Origin of the sequence: Salana multivorans (assembly GCF_003751805.1) — a bacterium.
GTDB lineage: Bacteria > Actinomycetota > Actinomycetes > Actinomycetales > Beutenbergiaceae > Salana > Salana multivorans.
In genome coordinates this window covers 2,669,756-2,685,660 of the sequence record NZ_RKHQ01000001.1, presented here as the reverse complement: position 1 = coordinate 2,685,660, position 15,905 = coordinate 2,669,756, and the positions used below count along the sequence as shown (strand labels likewise).

Below are 15,905 nucleotides of genomic sequence, written 5' to 3'. Positions count from 1 at the left end.
GGTCTCAGCGCAGCGCGTCGATGGCGGCGGCCAGGTCGTCGGCCTCGGGGCCGACGACGACCTGGACGACGCGGCCCGAGCGCACGACCCCGAAGGCCCCGTGGCCCTTGAGCGCGGCGTCGTCCACGAGCGCGGGGTCGTTGACCTCGACGCGCAGCCGCGTGATGCACGGCTCGATCTCGAGGATGTTCGCGGGACCTCCGAGGTCGGCGAGGAAATCCTGCTCCTTGGCCATGGACGCCCCTTTCCAGCAGTGTCCGGCGCTCCCCCGCTGGCTCGCGGGAGGAGGACCGGGCGACGAACGTGATCCAGGCCACTCTACCCGGCACCCGGGCGACGGGCCGGGGCCGTCCACACCCCGTCGCGGGCCTGCGACCGGCCCCGAGGTTAGGGTGAGCTGGTGAGTGGGGACGGTGCCGCGGGCGAGCTGAGCTTCTACGAGTCGATCGGCGGCCACGCGACCTTCGAGGCGCTCGTCGCGCGGTTCTACGACGGCGTCCGCGCCGACCCGCTGCTGGCCCCCATGTACCCGCAGGAGGACTGGGAGGGCTCCGAGTGGCGCCTGCGGTCGTTCCTCGAGCAGTACTGGGGCGGCCCCTCCACCTACTCCGAGACGCGCGGGCACCCCCGGCTGCGAATGCGTCACCAGCCGTTCGCCGTCACGCCGACGGCCCGCGACCGCTGGCTCGCCCACATGCGCGCCGCCGTGCTCTCGCTCGACCTGCCGCCGCTGCAGGAGGGGCTCCTGTGGGACTACCTCGAGCGGGCGGCCCACGCCATGGTCAACGCCCCGGACACCGGCCGCGACCCCCTCTCGCCCCCTCCCGGACGGAGCCTCCTGTGACCGACCCGAGCACGACGGATCCGAGCGCGACGCCCGCGATCCCCCCGAGCTGCCCCCCGTCGACCGGCATCCCCTCGGGTGCCGAGGCGTTCGCCGAGATCTGCCGCGTCCTCGACGTCGAGCGCACCGGCCCCGACGAGTTCGTCGGGCAGGCGCATCCGCACTCGAACGGCCGGATCTACGGCGGCCAGGTGTTCGCCCAGTCGATCATCGCCGCGGCGCGCACCGTCCCGGCCGACCGCCACGCGCACTCCGTCCACGGCTACTTCCTGCGCCCCGGCAAGCCCGACCTGCCGATCGCCTTCGCCGTCGAGGAGCTGCACGACGGCCGGTCGTTCTCGGCGCGGCGCACCCACGCGCTCCAGGAGGGGGTGCCGATCCTGTCGCTCATCGCGTCCTTCCAGGAGGACCAGGAGGGGTTCGAGCACCGCCAGGACGCCCCGCCGGACGTCCCGCGGCCGGATCGGCTCGCCTCCAGCGACCTCATCTTCCGCAACCCCCGGATGCCGGACCTGACGACGACGTTCCTCATGCCGATCTCCGCGCTGGACATCCGCCACGTCAGGCGGGAGATCTTCACGGCGCCGGACCCGGAGCCGTCCTACACGCAGGCCGTGTGGATCCGCGCCCACGGCGAGCTGCCCGCGTGGGCCGACCGCAACGCGCGGGCGGCGCTGCTGGCCTACGTGTGCGACCACGTCATGCTGGAGCCCGTGCTGCGCGGCCACGGCCTGTCCTGGACGACGCGCGGCCTCTCCGTCGCGAGCATCGACCACGCGATGTGGTGGCACCGCGACGTCGACGTCACCCGGTGGCTGCTCTTCGTCCAGTACTCCCCCGCCGCCCAGGGCGGGCGGGGCCTCGGCGCCGTCCGCGTCTACGACGAGGCGGGCGAGCTCGTCGCATCGGTCGCCCAGGAGGGCGTCGTCCGGCTGCGCGACTGACGCGTCGTCCGGCGGGTCCCGGCCAGGGTCGCGCCGAGCGCGCTCAGCGCCAGGTGCCGCGCCACTCGTACGGCTCGGCGGTCGTCTGGAACTCCTGCAGGTCGACGATCAGCCCGTCGGCGATGCGGGCGACGGTCGCCCCGTCGAAGCTGCTGCGCTCGCCGGCCCAGGTGCACTCGAAGGTCCAGCGGGCGACCTCCCGGTCGCCGCAGACGATGTGGTCGACGACGTCCCAGCCGTGCACGACGCCGCCGGCAGCGAACCACTCCCGCGCCCACCGCAGCACCCACGCCCGGCCGACGTAGACCGGTCCGTAGCACTCGCTGACGACGCCGTCCTCGGCGACGAGCGCGGCGATCCGCTCGGGGTCGGCGGCGAGCCAGGCGTCGATGTAGTCGGTGAGGGTCGTCACGACGGCAAGGCTAGCCGGGCCGGGTCAGCCGGGCCGGGTCAGCCGGACCGGGCAACGCCGGCCGAGACGCGCGTCGGTGCCGACGCGCGTTCCTGTCGGTGGTGGCGCATAGCATCCGAGCATGGTGGAGCTGCTCACCGGACTCGGCCTCGCGTCGGCCGCCGGACTGAACGCGTACATCCCGCTGCTCGCGCTCGGTCTCCTGGCGCGCTTCACCGACCTGGTGACGCTGCCGGACGGCTGGTCGTGGCTCGAGAACCCCTGGCTGCTCGGCCTCCTCGCGCTGCTCCTGCTCGTCGACGTGGTGGCCGACAAGATCCCCGCGGTCGACTCGGTCAACGACGTCGTGCAGACCGTCGTGCGGCCGGCCAGCGGCGGGATGGTCTTCGCGTCGGGCATCGGCGCCGAGACGGTCGCCGTGAGCGATCCCGGCAGCCTGTTCCAGGACTGGCGCTGGGTTCCCGTCGCCCTCGGCGTCGTGATCGCGCTCGCCGTCCACCTCACCAAGGCGACCGTGCGCCCCGTCGCCAACACCGCGACGGGTGGGCTGAGCGCGCCGGTCCTCTCGACCGCGGAGGACGCCACGAGCGTCGGTCTCGTCGTCGCGGCGCTCGTGGTCCCCGCCGTCGTGCTGCTGCTCCTGGTCGCGATGGTCGTCGCGGCCCTCGCGCTGCGGCACCGCCGCGCACGCCGCCGACGCGAGTCGACTGCCCGGCCGCGCGGCGCCGGCTAGGCCGGCCCTCTCACCCCCGAACGACGACGGTCCGCTCCCGCCGGGTGTCCGGCGGTGGGACCAGCACCGGGGACGTCGCCGACCGGCCGGCCCGGGGCTCGACCACCACGCGGACCGGGGCGCCCCGCCAGAGGACGGTGGCCTCGAGCCCCGCCAGCTCCGCCGGCAGCTCGGGCGACACCCGAAGCCCGTTCCAGGTCGGGACGAGACCGAGGAACCCGCGGAGGAACACCTCGATCAACGTGGGGTCCCCGGCCCAGGTGCTGAGCCACGGCTCACCGGAGGGCTCGAGGAACTTCTCGGGATAGACCCAGGGAACGGTCGCCGGGTCCCGCCGGTGCACGGCGGCCGGAAGCTGGTCACGCACGAGCGCGAGCGCATCGTCCGGGTGCCCCGCCCGCGCGAGCTCCGCGGCGAGGAGGTGGGTCAGCTCGGGCCAGGTCGACGAGCACCACACAGCCGACACCTCGTCCGCCATGACTCCGGTCGGGTCGGTCACCGCCGCGAGGTCAGCCCCGGTGAGCGCGCTCGGCCCGCACATCGGCATCCCGCGAGGCGTGCGGTAGCGCAGGACCCGACGCACCCCCCGGTCGCTTCCCCGCAACCCGGCGAGCGCCGCCCAGATCTGGGTGTGGACCCAGGCGCCGTCGGGATCCCCGCCGCCGACCGAGCCGTCCGCGTAGAGATGCTCCGCGAGGTGGCCACCGTCCTCGACCAGAAACGTCTCGACGACCCGGTCGGCGAGCGCGCCGGCCTCGGCCCGTCGCAGCGCGGCCGACCGCGGCTCGTCGGCGGCCCCGAGGACGTCGGAGAGCGCGCGGAGCGCGACGATCCAGGCGCAGGAGGACTGTGCCTGTGCCACGACCCCCTCGGGCCACGCATCGATCCAGCCGCAGGGCGGCATGAGTCCCCCGACGCGACGGGAGGCCGCGGTCGCGGCGATGTCGACCAGGTGCTCCAGCACCGAGCGATCGCCGACCCGGCAGGTCAGGAACCCGCGGTCGCCCGTCCACATGAGGTAGCGGTGCACCGCCAGCAGGACGTGCGCCTCCGAGTACCCCGAGACGTACGGGTGACTCCCCCCTCCCGGTGCGGGCGAGCGGTCGAGGACGCCGTCGCGGACGAGGCCCAGGTGGACGAGGAGGTCGTCGCGCACCAGGCCGGTCTCCCCGGACGCCAGCGCGACGAGGTGCATCTGGTAGCTCTGGTGCAGGTGTGCGACCTCCCCGAAGCCGTCCCCGGGACGACCGTGGAGCAGGAAGCTGCGCCCGTCGTGGACGGAGCGCGGGACGAGCGAGTTCAGCTCCGCGAAGCCGAGCTGACGCTCCAGGTCCGCCGGGACCCCGGCGAACCCGAGGCGGGCCGCCGGCTCCGAGACCCCGATGCTCGCCCGTGCGCCGCCGCGCGGCGGGACCGCCGCACCGGGGCGGGCCGCGAGCGCCCCCGCGACCGTGAGCACGAGACGTCCCCCGTCGCGCGCCGCGAACTCCGGCCCGAGGACCGCGATCGGTCCCAGCCGGTCGTCGTCCGGCCCGAGGTCGATCTCTCGCCCCCCGGCGTCCACCGACAGCACGAGCTCGGGCCCGGGACGATCCGGCGGGAGCGGGTCGGTGAGCCGCGTGTTGGAGTGCCGAGCGAGGAAGGGCTCCTCCCTCGCCAGGCGCAGCGGCTGACGGAAGGCCCCGTCGCGCCACGCCGTGTCGGCCGCGAGAGCGGATCGGACGAAGGCCCGCAGCCGGGTCCCGTCGGCCCCCTCCACCTGGATGACGAGCGCATCGCCCTCGGTCGTGAGACGCGCCGCGAGGCGACGACCCGAGCGCGTCGTCATCGTCAGCCCGACGGCCCCGGGCGTGACGGTGACGCGCTCGATCTCCGGCTCCACCCACCCCGCGGCGCCGTCGTCCGCGACGACTCCGACGCGCAGGCGTGCGCTGCCCTCGTACCCGATCGGGTGGAGGACGAGGCCGCGGTCGAACACGTCGAACCCCGCCGTCGGCGTCTGCAGGTAGTACGGGCCAGCCCAGCGCTCGTCGTCCGTCGGGTGCCAGGCCCACCCCTCCTTCGTCGGCTCGAAGCGAACCGGCCGGCGCCGACGGCGACGTTCGCGGACGGCGGCCCGCACCTCGTGGGCGAACGACCCGCTCTCACCGCCGGTCAACTCTTGACCGCCCCTTCGGCGATCCCTCGGACGTAGTAGCGCTGGAGGAACAGGAAGAGCACCATCACCGGCACGCTCGCCACGATGACGCCGGCCTGCTGCGCACCCCAGTCGACCGTGCCGAGGTTGCCCGTCTGCGCGTTCATCAGCGCGAGCGGCAGCGTGAACTTGCCCGCGTCGGTCAGCACGATCAGCGCGGCGAAGAACTCGTTCCAGGCGGCGATGAAGGCGAACAGGCCGACGGTGATGATCGCGGGCCGCACGATCGGCAGCATCACGCTCCACAGAGTGCGGACGGTCCCCGCGCCGTCGAGCACGGCCGCCTCGCGCATGGCGGTCGGTACGGCCCGGAACGCGTTGCGCATGAGGAAGACGGCGAACGGGAGCTGGTACGTCGCGTACACCAGGGCGAGACCGATCAACGAGTTGTACAGGCCGATCACCTGGAGCACCTGGAAGACGGCGATGATCATCGCGGGGAAGGGCACCATCATCACGGCGATCACGAGGGCGAAGAGCAGCCCCGCACCGCGGAACCGGACGTGGGCGAGCGCGTAGCCGAGCAGCACCGCGGCGATGACCGTGGCCACCACGCTCACGGCCGCGACGACCAGGCTGTTGGCCAGATAGACGTCCAGCCCGACCCCGTACTCCCACAGGCGGGAGAAGTTGGTCATGGAGAGCCGGCTCGGGAGCGCCGTCGGCGGTGCGGCGGCCGCCTCCCCCCGTGGCTTGAGGGCCGTGAGAAGCGCCCAGACGAGCGGGAAGGCGAAGGCAGCGGCGACGACGATCCCCGTCACCCAGTAGAGCACCGTCGCCGTCGCGGCGCGTGGGCCACGACGGCGCCGGGGCGCCGGCCCCGACCGTGGCAGGGTCATGACGTGGTCACTCATCCGAACCTCCGCGGCCCAGCAGCCGAAGCTGGACGAGGTTGACGACGACGAGGACGGCGAGCACCAGCAGTGCCAGCGCGGCCCCGTAGCCGAGGTGGTAGTTCATGAAGGCGCGGTTGTAGATCCAGTAGACGGCCGTGATGGTCGAGTTGCTGGGGCCGCCACGGGTCATCAGGAAGAACTGGTCGAAGACGAGGAAGTTCTGCGTCAGCCCCATCACGGCGACCAGGGCGAACGTCGGGCGCAGGAGCGGGAGGACGATGCGGCGCTGGCGCTGCCAGTAGTGCGCGCCGTCGACGCTCGCTGCCTCGAGGAGCTGCTGCGGGATCGCCTGGATCCCGAGGAGGAGCAGGAGCATGGAGAACCCCGTGCTCTTCCACACGGTCATGACGACGATCGAGACGAACGCACCGGCCGTGCTGTCGAGGAACAGCGGCGGCGTCCCGTCGAGGCCGAGCGCCGCCCAGAGCCAGGCGACGGGACCCACCTGGCCGTTGAGGAGGTAGAGCCAGAGGAACGAGGCGGTGGCCATCCCGATCACGACCGGCAGGAAGACGAGCGTCCTGATCACCCCGGCGCCTCGGCGCTCCACCTGCAGGAACATCGCGAGCAGCAGTCCGACGGCCACCGAGACGACGGTCGTGACCACGGCGAACGCGACCGTGAAGAGGACCGCGCGGTGGAGCTGCGCATCGTGCAGGGCCGTCTCGTAGTTAGCCACGCCGATGAAGCTGCGCTCACCGAACAGCGGCCAGCTGAACAGCGACATGACCGCCGTCATCGCGAGCGGGGCGATGAAGAACAGGATCAGGAGGACCGTGGCGGGCAGGGCGTAGGCCCCGCCCACCACGGACGGACGACCGAGGCTCCGGCCGCGTACAGCGACAGGCATCCGGCTACTCGCCAGCCCCGACGACGTCCAGCGCGGCCCGCTGCGCCGCCGCAGCCGCCTCGGCGGGGTCGGCCCCGCCGTACGTCACGTCGTAGAAGAGGGTCGAGAACGGCCCGTTCGCGTCGACGACGAGCTGCTGGTAGAAGACCGACTGCGGCGTGCGGGAGACGGCCAGCGCGTCGTTGGCGATGCGGACCAGCGGGTCGGCCTCGCTGTGCTCGTTCTCGACGAGGTCGGTCCTGGCCACCAGCTCGTGCGAGGCGGCGACGACGTCGATCTGCACCTCATCGGACAGGGTCCAGGCGATGAACTCCCACGCCTCGTCGGGATGCGCGGACGCGAGCGGGATCCCGATGACGTCACCGCCGACGAAGGAGGCCGAGCCTCCCTCGCGACCCGGCAGCGGGGCGATGCCCATGTCCATCTCGGGGTTCGCCTCGCGGATCGTGCCGATGCCGAACGACCCGAGCGGCAGGATCCCGACCTTCCCCGCCGTGAACGCCGTCATCCAGTCGGACCCGGTGTCCGTCTGGGCGCTCGGCGGGACGAGGCCCTCCTGCACGATCGTGCGGTACAGCTCCAGCGCGGCCACGACCTCCGGGTCGTCGAAGGTCGGGCGACCCTCGGCGTCGAAGAGGTCGCCCCCGGACGCCCACACCAGCGGGAGCCACGGGAAGACGTTGCACACGCCGCAGTTGCCCGGGAAGTAGAAGCCCGAGACGTCGCCGCCGAGCGCGTCGACGGCCCTGGCGCTCTCCAGCATCTCGGCCCAGGTCGTCGGAGCGGCGTCCGGGTCGATGCCGGCCTCGCGGAACAGGTCCTTGTTCCACAGCACCATCGAGTTGCCCGGGTCGCGGGGCAGCGCGTAGACGCGGCCGTCCCGGGTCGAGACGTCCATCAGCGGCTCGAACAGCTCGTCGGCGAACGGAAGGGCGGCCACGCGGTCCGTCAGGTCCGCGAAGATGTTCGGCTCGAGGAACCTGGGCATGTAGGCGGAGTCCGTCGCCAGGACATCGGGCAGGTCGCCGGTGGACGCGGCGGTCGCCAGCCTCGTGACGTACTGGTCGTCCGGGAAGGCCGTGACGGCGACGCGGATCCCCGTCGCCTCCTCGTAGGCAGCCGCGAGCTCGCGGGACTTGCCCTCGTTGGCCGCGCGCACCCACATCGTCAGCTCGCCCACGCCCCCGGAGGCGGCCGCCGAACCCTCCGACGGCCCGGGGCCGGGCGTTCCGCCGTTGCTGCAGGCGGCCTGGCCGACCATCGCGACGGCGAGCAGCCCCACCGTGGCGATGGTGGATCGAAGACTCCTCCGGGGCCTCTCGACGGTCCTTCGTCGCATGCCGTGTCTCCTCACTGGTCCTCGGCCGCGTCGATGCGGCCGATCGTCTCCACGCAGATCGCCGGACGGCACGACCTGTGCGCATCTGTGCGCTACGTGTTGCGCTCAGTATTGCCATTCGTTGCGCTGGTTGTCAATCGCCTCACCTCGTCCGGCGCACCGACGGCCGCGGTGGCGGGCTCCGGACACGCCGAGCCTGGCGCAACGTGTTGCGCAACGCGCTAGTGTCTGGCGTGTGACCGACTTCGACACCCCGCAGCCCACCAGCATGAGCTCGCTCGCCCGCATGCTGGGCGTCGCCCCCTCGACGGTCTCGCGCGCGCTGCGCGGTCAGCCCGGCGTCTCGCCCGCGACGCGCGCGCGGATCCTCGCGATGGTGGGCGAGGTCGTGCCGGAACCGGCCGGCTGGGCCGCCTCGCGGACCAGCGACGCCCCGATCCGACGGATCGCCGTCGCCGTCCCCCACCTGGGGTCCTGGTACTACGGAACGGCGCTCCCCGAGATCGGCGAGGTCCTGCACGCCTCCGGGGTCGAGATGGTCGTCCACCACATCGGCGGCGCACGCGACCGTCACCGGTTCTTCGACGGCCAGCGCCGCCATCCCGGCTACGACGCGCTGATCCTCGTCGCGGTGCCCGTGCTCGACGACCTCGCGCTGGACCCGAGCGCGCTCGGCATGCCGGTCATCTGCGTGGGCGAGCTCGCTCCCGGCGTCGCCAGCGTCTCGATCGACAACGACGCCGCAGCCCACGAGGCCACGAGCTACCTGATCCGCCTCGGGCACCGGCGGATCGGCTTGATCGCCGCCACCGACGAGGAGGGGCGGCTCTGGTCCGTGGCGACGGAGCGCCGCGCCGGATACCGTCGGGCGCTCGCCGAGGCGGGTCTGCCACATGCTCCCGAGCTCGAGGAGAGCTCGGACCGGGGAGCCGCGGGAGGCGAGGAGGCGACCGTCCGGCTCATGACCCTCACCGACCCGCCGACGGCCATCCTGTCGCTGTCGGACGAGGAAGCCATCGGGTCGCTGCGGGCGGCCGAGCGGCTCGGGCTCCAGGTGCCCGACGACCTCAGCGTCGTCGGCTTCGACGATCAGGCGATCGCGCAGGTCAGCGACCTCACGACCGTTCGTCAGCCCGTTCGCGAACAGGCTCGCGCGGCGGCGCGGCTCGCGGTCGCCCACGTCCTCGGTGGCGAGCTGCCCGGTGAGGCGCGGCTTCTCCCGACCCAGCTCGTCATCCGCGGCACCACGGCACCGCCGAACGCACCGGGAGCCTATCAGCCGGCCACCGTGTCGTGACGCCGACGAGCCGAGGAGGGGGCCTCGGCGCGGCGTGCCGCGTGGTCAGGCGCGCCGGGTGGGGGCGGTGGTGAACTCGTAGCCGGTCTCGAGGTCGGCGATCGTCAGCTCGACCCGGCCGTCCGGCCACAGCGTGTACGCCTCCTCGACCAGGCCGGCGTGCTCGTCGTCCCCCAGGTGGCGCGGCTCGCGGCCGGCCAGCCCGGCGAGCGCGCCCCCGTCGCCCCGCACGACGTCCTGCAGCTCCCGCGTGAACGGGAACCGGACCTCGGCCACGGGCACCAGCTCGCCGACCGGCTGCCCCGCGTCGTCGACGCGGTGGTACTCGACGTAGCGGAGCACCCCGAGGTCGTGCACCGGGCGGTACCGGCGGGTCACCGTCACGGGCTCGCCCGAGGGCAGCTCGGTGTCGGCTGGGATCACCTCGTCGACGGCGAGCGCGCGGCCCGAGTCCCACTCCCGGAACACCCCGAGCGCCCGGGAGAGCCGGTCGCGCAGCGTGTAGCGCGAGTCGGGATCGGCGGCGATGGCCAGCCCGATCGCCGTGGCCGCGCCCGGGTAGGGCGAGCGGTGGACGCGGCGGCCGAACCGCTCGCGCAGCACCCGCGCCACGAGCGGCAGGCCCGAGGCACCGCCCACGAGGTACATGCCGGCCACGGCCGACAGGGACGCCGAGATGGAACCGGTGTCCAGGCGCCCGACGAGCGGCTCCATCGCCTCGACCGACGACTCGACCAGCTCGGCCGCCCGGACGTAGAACTCCTCGACCGAGACCACGACGTCGCGGTCCCCCAGCTCGACGACGAGCCGACGGGTCTGCGGCGTCAGCCCCTCCTTGGCGCTGCGGCACGCCTCGACGAGCCGGCGCCACTGCGCCCGCGTGAGGTGCGGCTGCGCGCCGTCCTCCCGCGCCACGGCGTCGAGGACGGTCTGCGCGAGCGCCGAGTCGAAGTCGTCCCCGCCGAGCCGGTTGACCCCGACCGAGCCGACGACCTCGTGCTGGTCGCCCTCGGCCTCGACGAGCGAGGCGTCGAACGTCCCGCCGCCCAGGTCGTAGACGAGCACCTGGGTGCGCCGGGAGGACAGCGCGCGGGTCTGTCGGTGGGTGAACTCCATGCCGGCGGCGCTCGGCTCATTGATCATCGCGACGACGACGAACCCGGCGCGCGCGAACGCCTCGAGCGTGAGGAAGCGCTGCGCCGTGTGCGCGTGCGCCGGGACGGAGACCACGACCTCCAGCGGCTCCTCGGGGTCGAGCGCGTCGGCGAGCTGCGCCGCGATCTCCTCCCGCAGCGCGCTCAGGTAGCCGGTCGTGAGGTCGAGCAGCGTGACCGGGAACCCGGCGAGCTCGACGACGGTGTCGCCGGTCGCACCGGGGTCGCCGAGCAGCCGCTTGAACGAGCGCAGGCCCGGCGCGCCCTGGCGCTGGGCCGCGACGGCGTCGAAACCGAAGACGAGCTCGGGGGGCGCGGTGTCCTCGTCGCCGTCGACGGCGACCGTCCCCGGGCCGACGCCCCGCAGCGCGGCGACCGACGGCCAGAACTCGTGCGCGTCGCCGTTCTCGTCGGTGAACGGGAGGACGGGGTAGTTGCCACGGTCCGCGAGGGCGACGACGGTGTGGGTGGTGCCGAGGTCGATACCGAGACGCATGCCTCGACCCTAACGGCGGTGCCGGAAGGCGAGCGGCTGCTCGACGAACGGCTCCCAGGCGGCCCGCTGCTCCCGGGAGAGCCGGGTCGGGGCACCCGTCGCCGTCGTCACCATGACGAGCGTGGTCGCGGCGACCGTGTAGGGCTCCTCGTCGAGCGCCGGTCCGATCCGGTCGATCCCAGCTCGCCACGCGTGCACGGCGTAGCAGAGCTCGATCGAGGAGCCGCCCAGCCGCCCGATCCAGGTCTCGACGACGATCCCGTCCCGCAGGAACGGCACGGGACGGCGGTACTCGATCTCCTGGCGGGCCACCAGCGTCTGCGTGTCGGCGCCCGGGCCCATGCCGAGGACCGCGGTCGGCCACGGGTCCGGGTCGGCCGGGTTCGCCCAGAACGCCTTGATCCGCGCCTCCTCCAGGAGGGTGAAGGCGGCGGCGTTGTTGACGTGGCCGTAGGCGTCGAGATCGCCCCAGCGCACGATGATGGGGATTCGCAGGCGCACGGGGCGTCCTTTCCTGGGACTTCCTGGGGTGGGCCCGGCCGCCGCGTGGTCCGGGGGCGGGCGCCGCCGCCCATTCTCCCGCGTTCGCCCGTCCGGCGCGCACCGGTCCGCACGCGGGTGGGCAGGCGGCCGCGCCCCGCGGTCGCGGCGGCGATGCGTCGCCCGGGCACGCGGGGGCGAGCCGGACGCCGGCTCAGTCGGCGGCTCAGTCGGCGGCGCGGGTGGCCGCGGCACGGACGCGCGCGAGCGCAGCGAGCTCGTCGTCGACGCGCCCGATGAGCCGGTCCCCCGCGAGCGCCTCGACGCTGCGGCGCAGCTCCGCGCGCACGGTCCGGGCCCGGCGTCGCGCGCTCACCCGCGCGGCGGCTCGGGAGACGGCGGCGAGCAGGATGCCGAGCAGTGCGCCGCCGACGGCGAGCAGGCTGGGCCACGGCCAGCGCAGCCGTCCGATGGTCACCACGGGCACGTCGAGCGACGGCAGGCGCAGGTAGTCGATCCCGGCGAGGAGCGCGAGCCAGGCGAGCCCGGCCAGCAGGACCGCGAGCAGCAGCCACTGCCAGAACCCGACCACGCCCCACCACCGCGCCGGCGGCACTCGCACGCTGCGCGCGACGGCGACGTCGAGCGGGTCGGCGATCTCGCGCACCCCCTCGACGACGCGTGCGTTGAGCTCCTCGCCCCAGGCGCCCGGGAGCTCGGCGCTGGCCTCGGCGACGTACCCCCGGGCGGCGCTGGCCAGCCGGGCCTGCACCGCCGGGGACGCGGCCGGCAGCGAGCTGCGGCGCAGCTCGACGTCGGCGTCAGCCGCGTCGCCCGTGCTCCCCGTCGATGTCCGCGCGGACCCGCGACCCAGGCGAGGGGCCTCGCGACGCAGCCCGAGCGTGCGCAGCGGGTCGGCCCGGAACCGTTGGAGCCATCGGGTCGGCGGCCAGCCCGTCCGCGCGATCGCGTCGCGCAGGCTGGCACCCTCGACGGCCGAGACGACGAGGGGGACGCCGGCCGCCTGCTCGAGCGCGTCGACGAGCGCCGTCCGGGCGCCGCGCACGGCCGGCGCGTCGCCACCCCGGGGGCCGAGGGCGTCCAGCAGCGAGCGCGCGGCGGCGCGGACCTCACCGGTGAGCCGCTGCGTCGCGGCGCGCCGGCGGCGGACGGCGTCGGCGACCGCCTCCTGCAGCTCCGCCATCCCCTGCCCCGTCACGGCCGAGGTCGCGAGCACGTGCGGGTCGAGCCCGTCGGCGCGCACCAGCCGCTCGAGGTCGGCGAGGCAGTCCGCGACCTCCCGCTCGCTCAGCCGGTCGGCCTGGTTCAGCACGACGAGGACGCGCAGGTCGCGCCCGGCGAGCGGCGCGAGGTAGCGGGCGTGCAGCACGGCGTCGGCGTACTTCTGCGGGTTGGTCACCCAGACGAGCAGGTCGGCGCGCTCGGTCACGTGGTCGGCCCGACGGCGGTGCTCGGCGACGATCGAGTCGTGGTCGGGCAGGTCGAGCAGGACGAGCCCGCTCGGGTGCTCGTCGTCGACGGGGTGGTCGCGCCGCTCGGGCACGCCGAGCCAGTCCAGGAGCAGCTCCGAGCCGCCGGTGGCGGCGAGCTGCGGGCTCTCGACGACGACGGCGAGCGGGTGCGCCGTCGTCGGTCGCTGCTGGCTGGTCCGCGCCACCTCGGAGCCGACGAGGGCGTTGAAGACGCTCGACTTGCCCGCGCCCGTCGCGCCCGCGAGCGCGACGACGGTGTGCTCGGCCGAGAGGCGGCTGCGCTCCAGCGCGCGGGCGAGCACCTCCCGGGCCGGGGCGACGACCGCGTCGGGGAGGCGTCCTTCCGCGGCCGCGACCGCCTCGGCGAGCGCCTCGGTGCGCTCGGCCAGCGCGCCAGCGGCTCGGGCGGCGGAGCGGGGGCCGGGGTCGCGGTGCGCGGCCCGGCTCATCGACCGCTCCCGAACAGCCGGCGCCACCAGCCGCGGGTCTCGGCGCTCGCCCCCTGACCAGCGGCGTCGGCCGCGGGGCCGGGGTCCGCCCCGGTGGCCTCGGCGTCGTCCCACGTCCCGGCGCGGTCGCGCAGGCGGGCGCCGCGCAGCGCTGGCACGGCGACGGGGACGCGCTCGACGATGGCGGCGCGCACCGCACGCTCCCGCGCCGCGGCCGCGGTGAGACCGGCGGACGCGGAGCGCAGCAGCTGCCCGTCGCCGTCCGAGACACCGCTCGCCGCCACGGCCGTGAGGGCGATGGTGGCGTCGGCGTCCAGCACGGAGTCGAGGCGGACCTGCAGGCGCGCGGCCACCTCGTCGGTGAGCCGGCGCACGGCGTCGTCACCGAAGGCCGCCTCGAGCACCTTCTGCGCGAGGATCGCGGTCCCGCCGGCGATGCCGACCTCGACGCCCGTGACGCCGCCCGTCCCGGCGAACACGACCAGCATGAGCGCGACCCCGAGGCCGTTGACGCCGAAGCTCATGGCGCGAGCCAGGCCGCGCCGGTCCTCGCCCTGCTCGCGCACGACCGCGAGGACGTCCTCCTGCCAGCCGCGGATCTGCTCGGCGATCGAGGCACGCAGCTCCGCCGTCCCGACGCCGGTGACGCCGGCCGTCGCACCGTCGCCGTCGCGCAGCAGGGCGGCCCCGGCGGGATCGGACCGCCAGGCGGAACGGACGCGCTCGCGGGCCGTCTCGACGGCGTCGAGCGTCACCGCCTCGAGACCGTGCGCGATCGCCAGCTCGACGGGCTGGGCGGAGGGCCGGCCACCCCGGAAGAACGCCCCGACCGCGTCGCGCACCCGGCCGACCCCGCGCTCGAGCGTGCGCATGATGTCGCTCGCCCCGACGAAGTCCTGCCAGCGGCCGAGCACCTCCCCGCGCAGCATGGCGCCGTCCGTCGTCGCGGTCCGGACGGTCGCCGCGGCCTGCGCGTAGGCGACCTCGACGATGTCGGTCAGCCGGGCAGCCGACTCGGCCTGCGCGTCCGCCGCCGTCGCGATGACGTCGACCGCGCCCGCGACGTCCGTCACGACGCCGTCCCGGGTGGCCAGCGCGACCTCGTCGCGGGCGCTCGCGCTGCCGCCGAGGTCGGTGAGCCAGCCGGCGATCTGCGCGACGGCCGCCTCGGGCAGGAGGCCGTCGGCATCGAGCCGCGCCTCGGGGACGACGAAGAGCCGCGCGTCGCCGAGGCCGTTCTCCCGCGCCATCCGCGCGAGGTCAGCCACCACCTCGCCGCTGCCGGGGTCGACGCGGCTGATGACGAGCGCGACCTGCGCGTGCCGGGCGGCGGCTGAGCGCAGGAGCTCCCACGGCACGGCGTCGGCGTAGCGGGCGGCCGTCGTGACGAAGAGCCAGAGGTCGGCGGCCGCGAGGAGCTGCGCGGCCAGGTCGCGGTTCGCGGCCTCGACCGAGTCGATGTCGGGGGCGTCGAGCAGCGCGAGACCCGGCGGCAGCGCCGGGTACGGGACGAGCCGCAGCGCGCGGACCCCGTCGATCGGTGTGCCGTCGCGGTCGGCGGCGGCGCGGCCCGCCGGGACGCCCGCGAGGTGCGCCGGTGCGCCGACGGCGCCGGGCGAGGCGGGGACGGCCCCGGGCGGCGTGGGGACGGCCCCGACCCCGGTCGCGTCCGCGACAGCCCCGGGCGGACCGGGCGTGGTGGTGGCGACCGCCGCGGGCGCTCCCCCGCCCGTCGTCTCGACGCGGGCGAGGGTCGGGAAGACGCGCTCCGGTGCGAACCAGGGACCGTCGGCGGGGTGGTGGACCAGGACGGGCGAGCGGGTCGTCGGCCGCAGGACGCCCGGCTGCGTCAGCCGCTCCCCGAGGAGGGAGTTGACGAGGGTCGACTTGCCGGCGCCGGTCGAACCACCGACGACGACGAGCAGCGGTGCCCCGTCCGTGCGCAGCCGGGGCAGGAGATAGTCGTCGATCTGGTCGAGCAGCTCGCGTCGGCGGCGGCGCGCCGCCTCGACCCCGGCAACCTCGAGCGGGAGCCGGGTCGCGGCCAGGCGACCGCGGACCACGTCGACCGCGCTGACGAGGTCGAGTCGTGCCGCGGTCTCGGCTGCCCCGCCGGTGTCCGTCGTGCGGTCCGTCATGGCCCCATCCTGCCCTGCCGGTCTCCGGGCCGGGCGGGCACACCCCGGAACGCGCCCGAGACGCTCGCGGCGTGAGGAGCTGCCGAGGCGCCGTCACGACTCACCCGCTCGGGAGCCCCCGGCCGGGGAGGCGCGTCGCCTCCGGGACACGCGGGGACGTCCGAGCGCGACGGCCCAGGTTCC

General features: G+C 74.8%; 14 protein-coding genes. 4 read left to right on the top strand and 10 right to left on the bottom strand.

Annotated features, from left to right (window positions below):
• Nucleotides 1-4: 4 nt before the first annotated feature.
• On the bottom strand, nucleotides 5-235 hold the full coding sequence (locus tag EDD28_RS11520; RefSeq protein ID WP_123739723.1) for a PTS sugar transporter subunit IIB: 231 nt from the start codon (nucleotides 233-235) through the stop codon (nucleotides 5-7).
• 165 nt (nucleotides 236-400) lie between these two features.
• Between EDD28_RS11520 and EDD28_RS11515 the strand changes: the two genes are divergently transcribed.
• Both EDD28_RS11515 and EDD28_RS11510 read left to right on the top strand, forming a co-directional pair.
• Complete coding sequence (locus EDD28_RS11515) at nucleotides 401-844, top strand: globin (protein ID WP_123739722.1); 444 nt, start codon at nucleotides 401-403, stop codon at nucleotides 842-844.
• Nucleotides 841-1,788, top strand: a complete 948-nt coding sequence (locus EDD28_RS11510) for an acyl-CoA thioesterase (protein WP_245968011.1) — start codon at nucleotides 841-843, stop codon at nucleotides 1,786-1,788. Before EDD28_RS11515 ends, EDD28_RS11510 begins: the two co-directional genes overlap by 4 nt.
• 43 nt (nucleotides 1,789-1,831) lie before the next feature.
• Here the strand turns inward: EDD28_RS11510 and EDD28_RS11505 are convergent, their stop codons facing one another.
• Entirely contained in the window at nucleotides 1,832-2,200 is a 369-nt protein-coding gene (locus EDD28_RS11505; protein ID WP_123739721.1) for a nuclear transport factor 2 family protein, read from the bottom strand.
• Nucleotides 2,201-2,321: 121 nt separating this feature from the next.
• Between EDD28_RS11505 and EDD28_RS11500 the strand changes: the two genes are divergently transcribed.
• A complete protein-coding gene (locus EDD28_RS11500) occupies nucleotides 2,322-2,933 on the top strand; it encodes a DUF4126 domain-containing protein (protein ID WP_211339173.1) in 612 nt (203 codons plus the stop codon).
• A gap of 10 nt (nucleotides 2,934-2,943) precedes the next feature.
• Here EDD28_RS11500 and EDD28_RS11495 read toward each other — a convergent pair whose 3' ends face one another.
• From EDD28_RS11495 to EDD28_RS11480, 4 genes are read right to left on the bottom strand one after another with little or no spacing between them, the layout of a single operon-like run.
• Nucleotides 2,944-5,091 carry a glucosidase family protein gene (locus tag EDD28_RS11495; RefSeq protein ID WP_123739720.1) on the bottom strand — a complete coding sequence of 716 codons (2,148 nt, stop codon included), beginning with the start codon at nucleotides 5,089-5,091 and terminating at the stop codon, nucleotides 2,944-2,946.
• On the bottom strand, nucleotides 5,088-5,984 hold the full coding sequence (locus tag EDD28_RS11490) for a carbohydrate ABC transporter permease (protein ID WP_123739719.1): 897 nt from the start codon (nucleotides 5,982-5,984) through the stop codon (nucleotides 5,088-5,090). The genes EDD28_RS11495 and EDD28_RS11490 overlap by 4 nt, the downstream gene beginning before the upstream one ends.
• Nucleotides 5,977-6,876 (bottom strand): carbohydrate ABC transporter permease, encoded by a 900-nt coding sequence (locus EDD28_RS11485; RefSeq protein WP_123739718.1) that lies wholly within the window; start codon nucleotides 6,874-6,876, stop codon nucleotides 5,977-5,979. The genes EDD28_RS11490 and EDD28_RS11485 overlap by 8 nt, the downstream gene beginning before the upstream one ends.
• A 4-nt stretch (nucleotides 6,877-6,880) precedes the next feature.
• Nucleotides 6,881-8,158, bottom strand: coding sequence for an ABC transporter substrate-binding protein (locus EDD28_RS11480; RefSeq protein ID WP_123739717.1), 1,278 nt, complete (start codon nucleotides 8,156-8,158; stop codon nucleotides 6,881-6,883).
• 292 nt (nucleotides 8,159-8,450) lie between these two features.
• Between EDD28_RS11480 and EDD28_RS11475 the strand changes: the two genes are divergently transcribed.
• Nucleotides 8,451-9,512 (top strand): LacI family DNA-binding transcriptional regulator, encoded by a 1,062-nt coding sequence (locus EDD28_RS11475; RefSeq protein WP_170169445.1) that lies wholly within the window; start codon nucleotides 8,451-8,453, stop codon nucleotides 9,510-9,512.
• Nucleotides 9,513-9,557: 45 nt separating this feature from the next.
• Here the strand turns inward: EDD28_RS11475 and EDD28_RS11470 are convergent, their stop codons facing one another.
• The 4 genes from EDD28_RS11470 to EDD28_RS11455 form a co-directional block, all read right to left on the bottom strand.
• Nucleotides 9,558-11,162, bottom strand: a complete 1,605-nt coding sequence (locus EDD28_RS11470; RefSeq protein WP_123739715.1) for an Hsp70 family protein — start codon at nucleotides 11,160-11,162, stop codon at nucleotides 9,558-9,560.
• Between the two features lie 9 nt (nucleotides 11,163-11,171).
• A complete protein-coding gene (locus EDD28_RS11465; RefSeq protein WP_123739714.1) occupies nucleotides 11,172-11,663 on the bottom strand; it encodes an acyl-CoA thioesterase in 492 nt (163 codons plus the stop codon).
• A 205-nt stretch (nucleotides 11,664-11,868) separates the two neighbouring features.
• Nucleotides 11,869-13,584: a GTPase family protein gene (locus EDD28_RS11460; RefSeq protein WP_123739713.1), complete on the bottom strand. Its 1,716-nt coding sequence runs from the start codon at nucleotides 13,582-13,584 to the stop codon at nucleotides 11,869-11,871.
• A complete protein-coding gene (locus EDD28_RS11455) occupies nucleotides 13,581-15,722 on the bottom strand; it encodes a GTPase domain-containing protein (protein WP_170169444.1) in 2,142 nt (713 codons plus the stop codon). The genes EDD28_RS11460 and EDD28_RS11455 overlap by 4 nt, the downstream gene beginning before the upstream one ends.
• Between the last annotated feature and the right edge of the window lie 183 nt (nucleotides 15,723-15,905).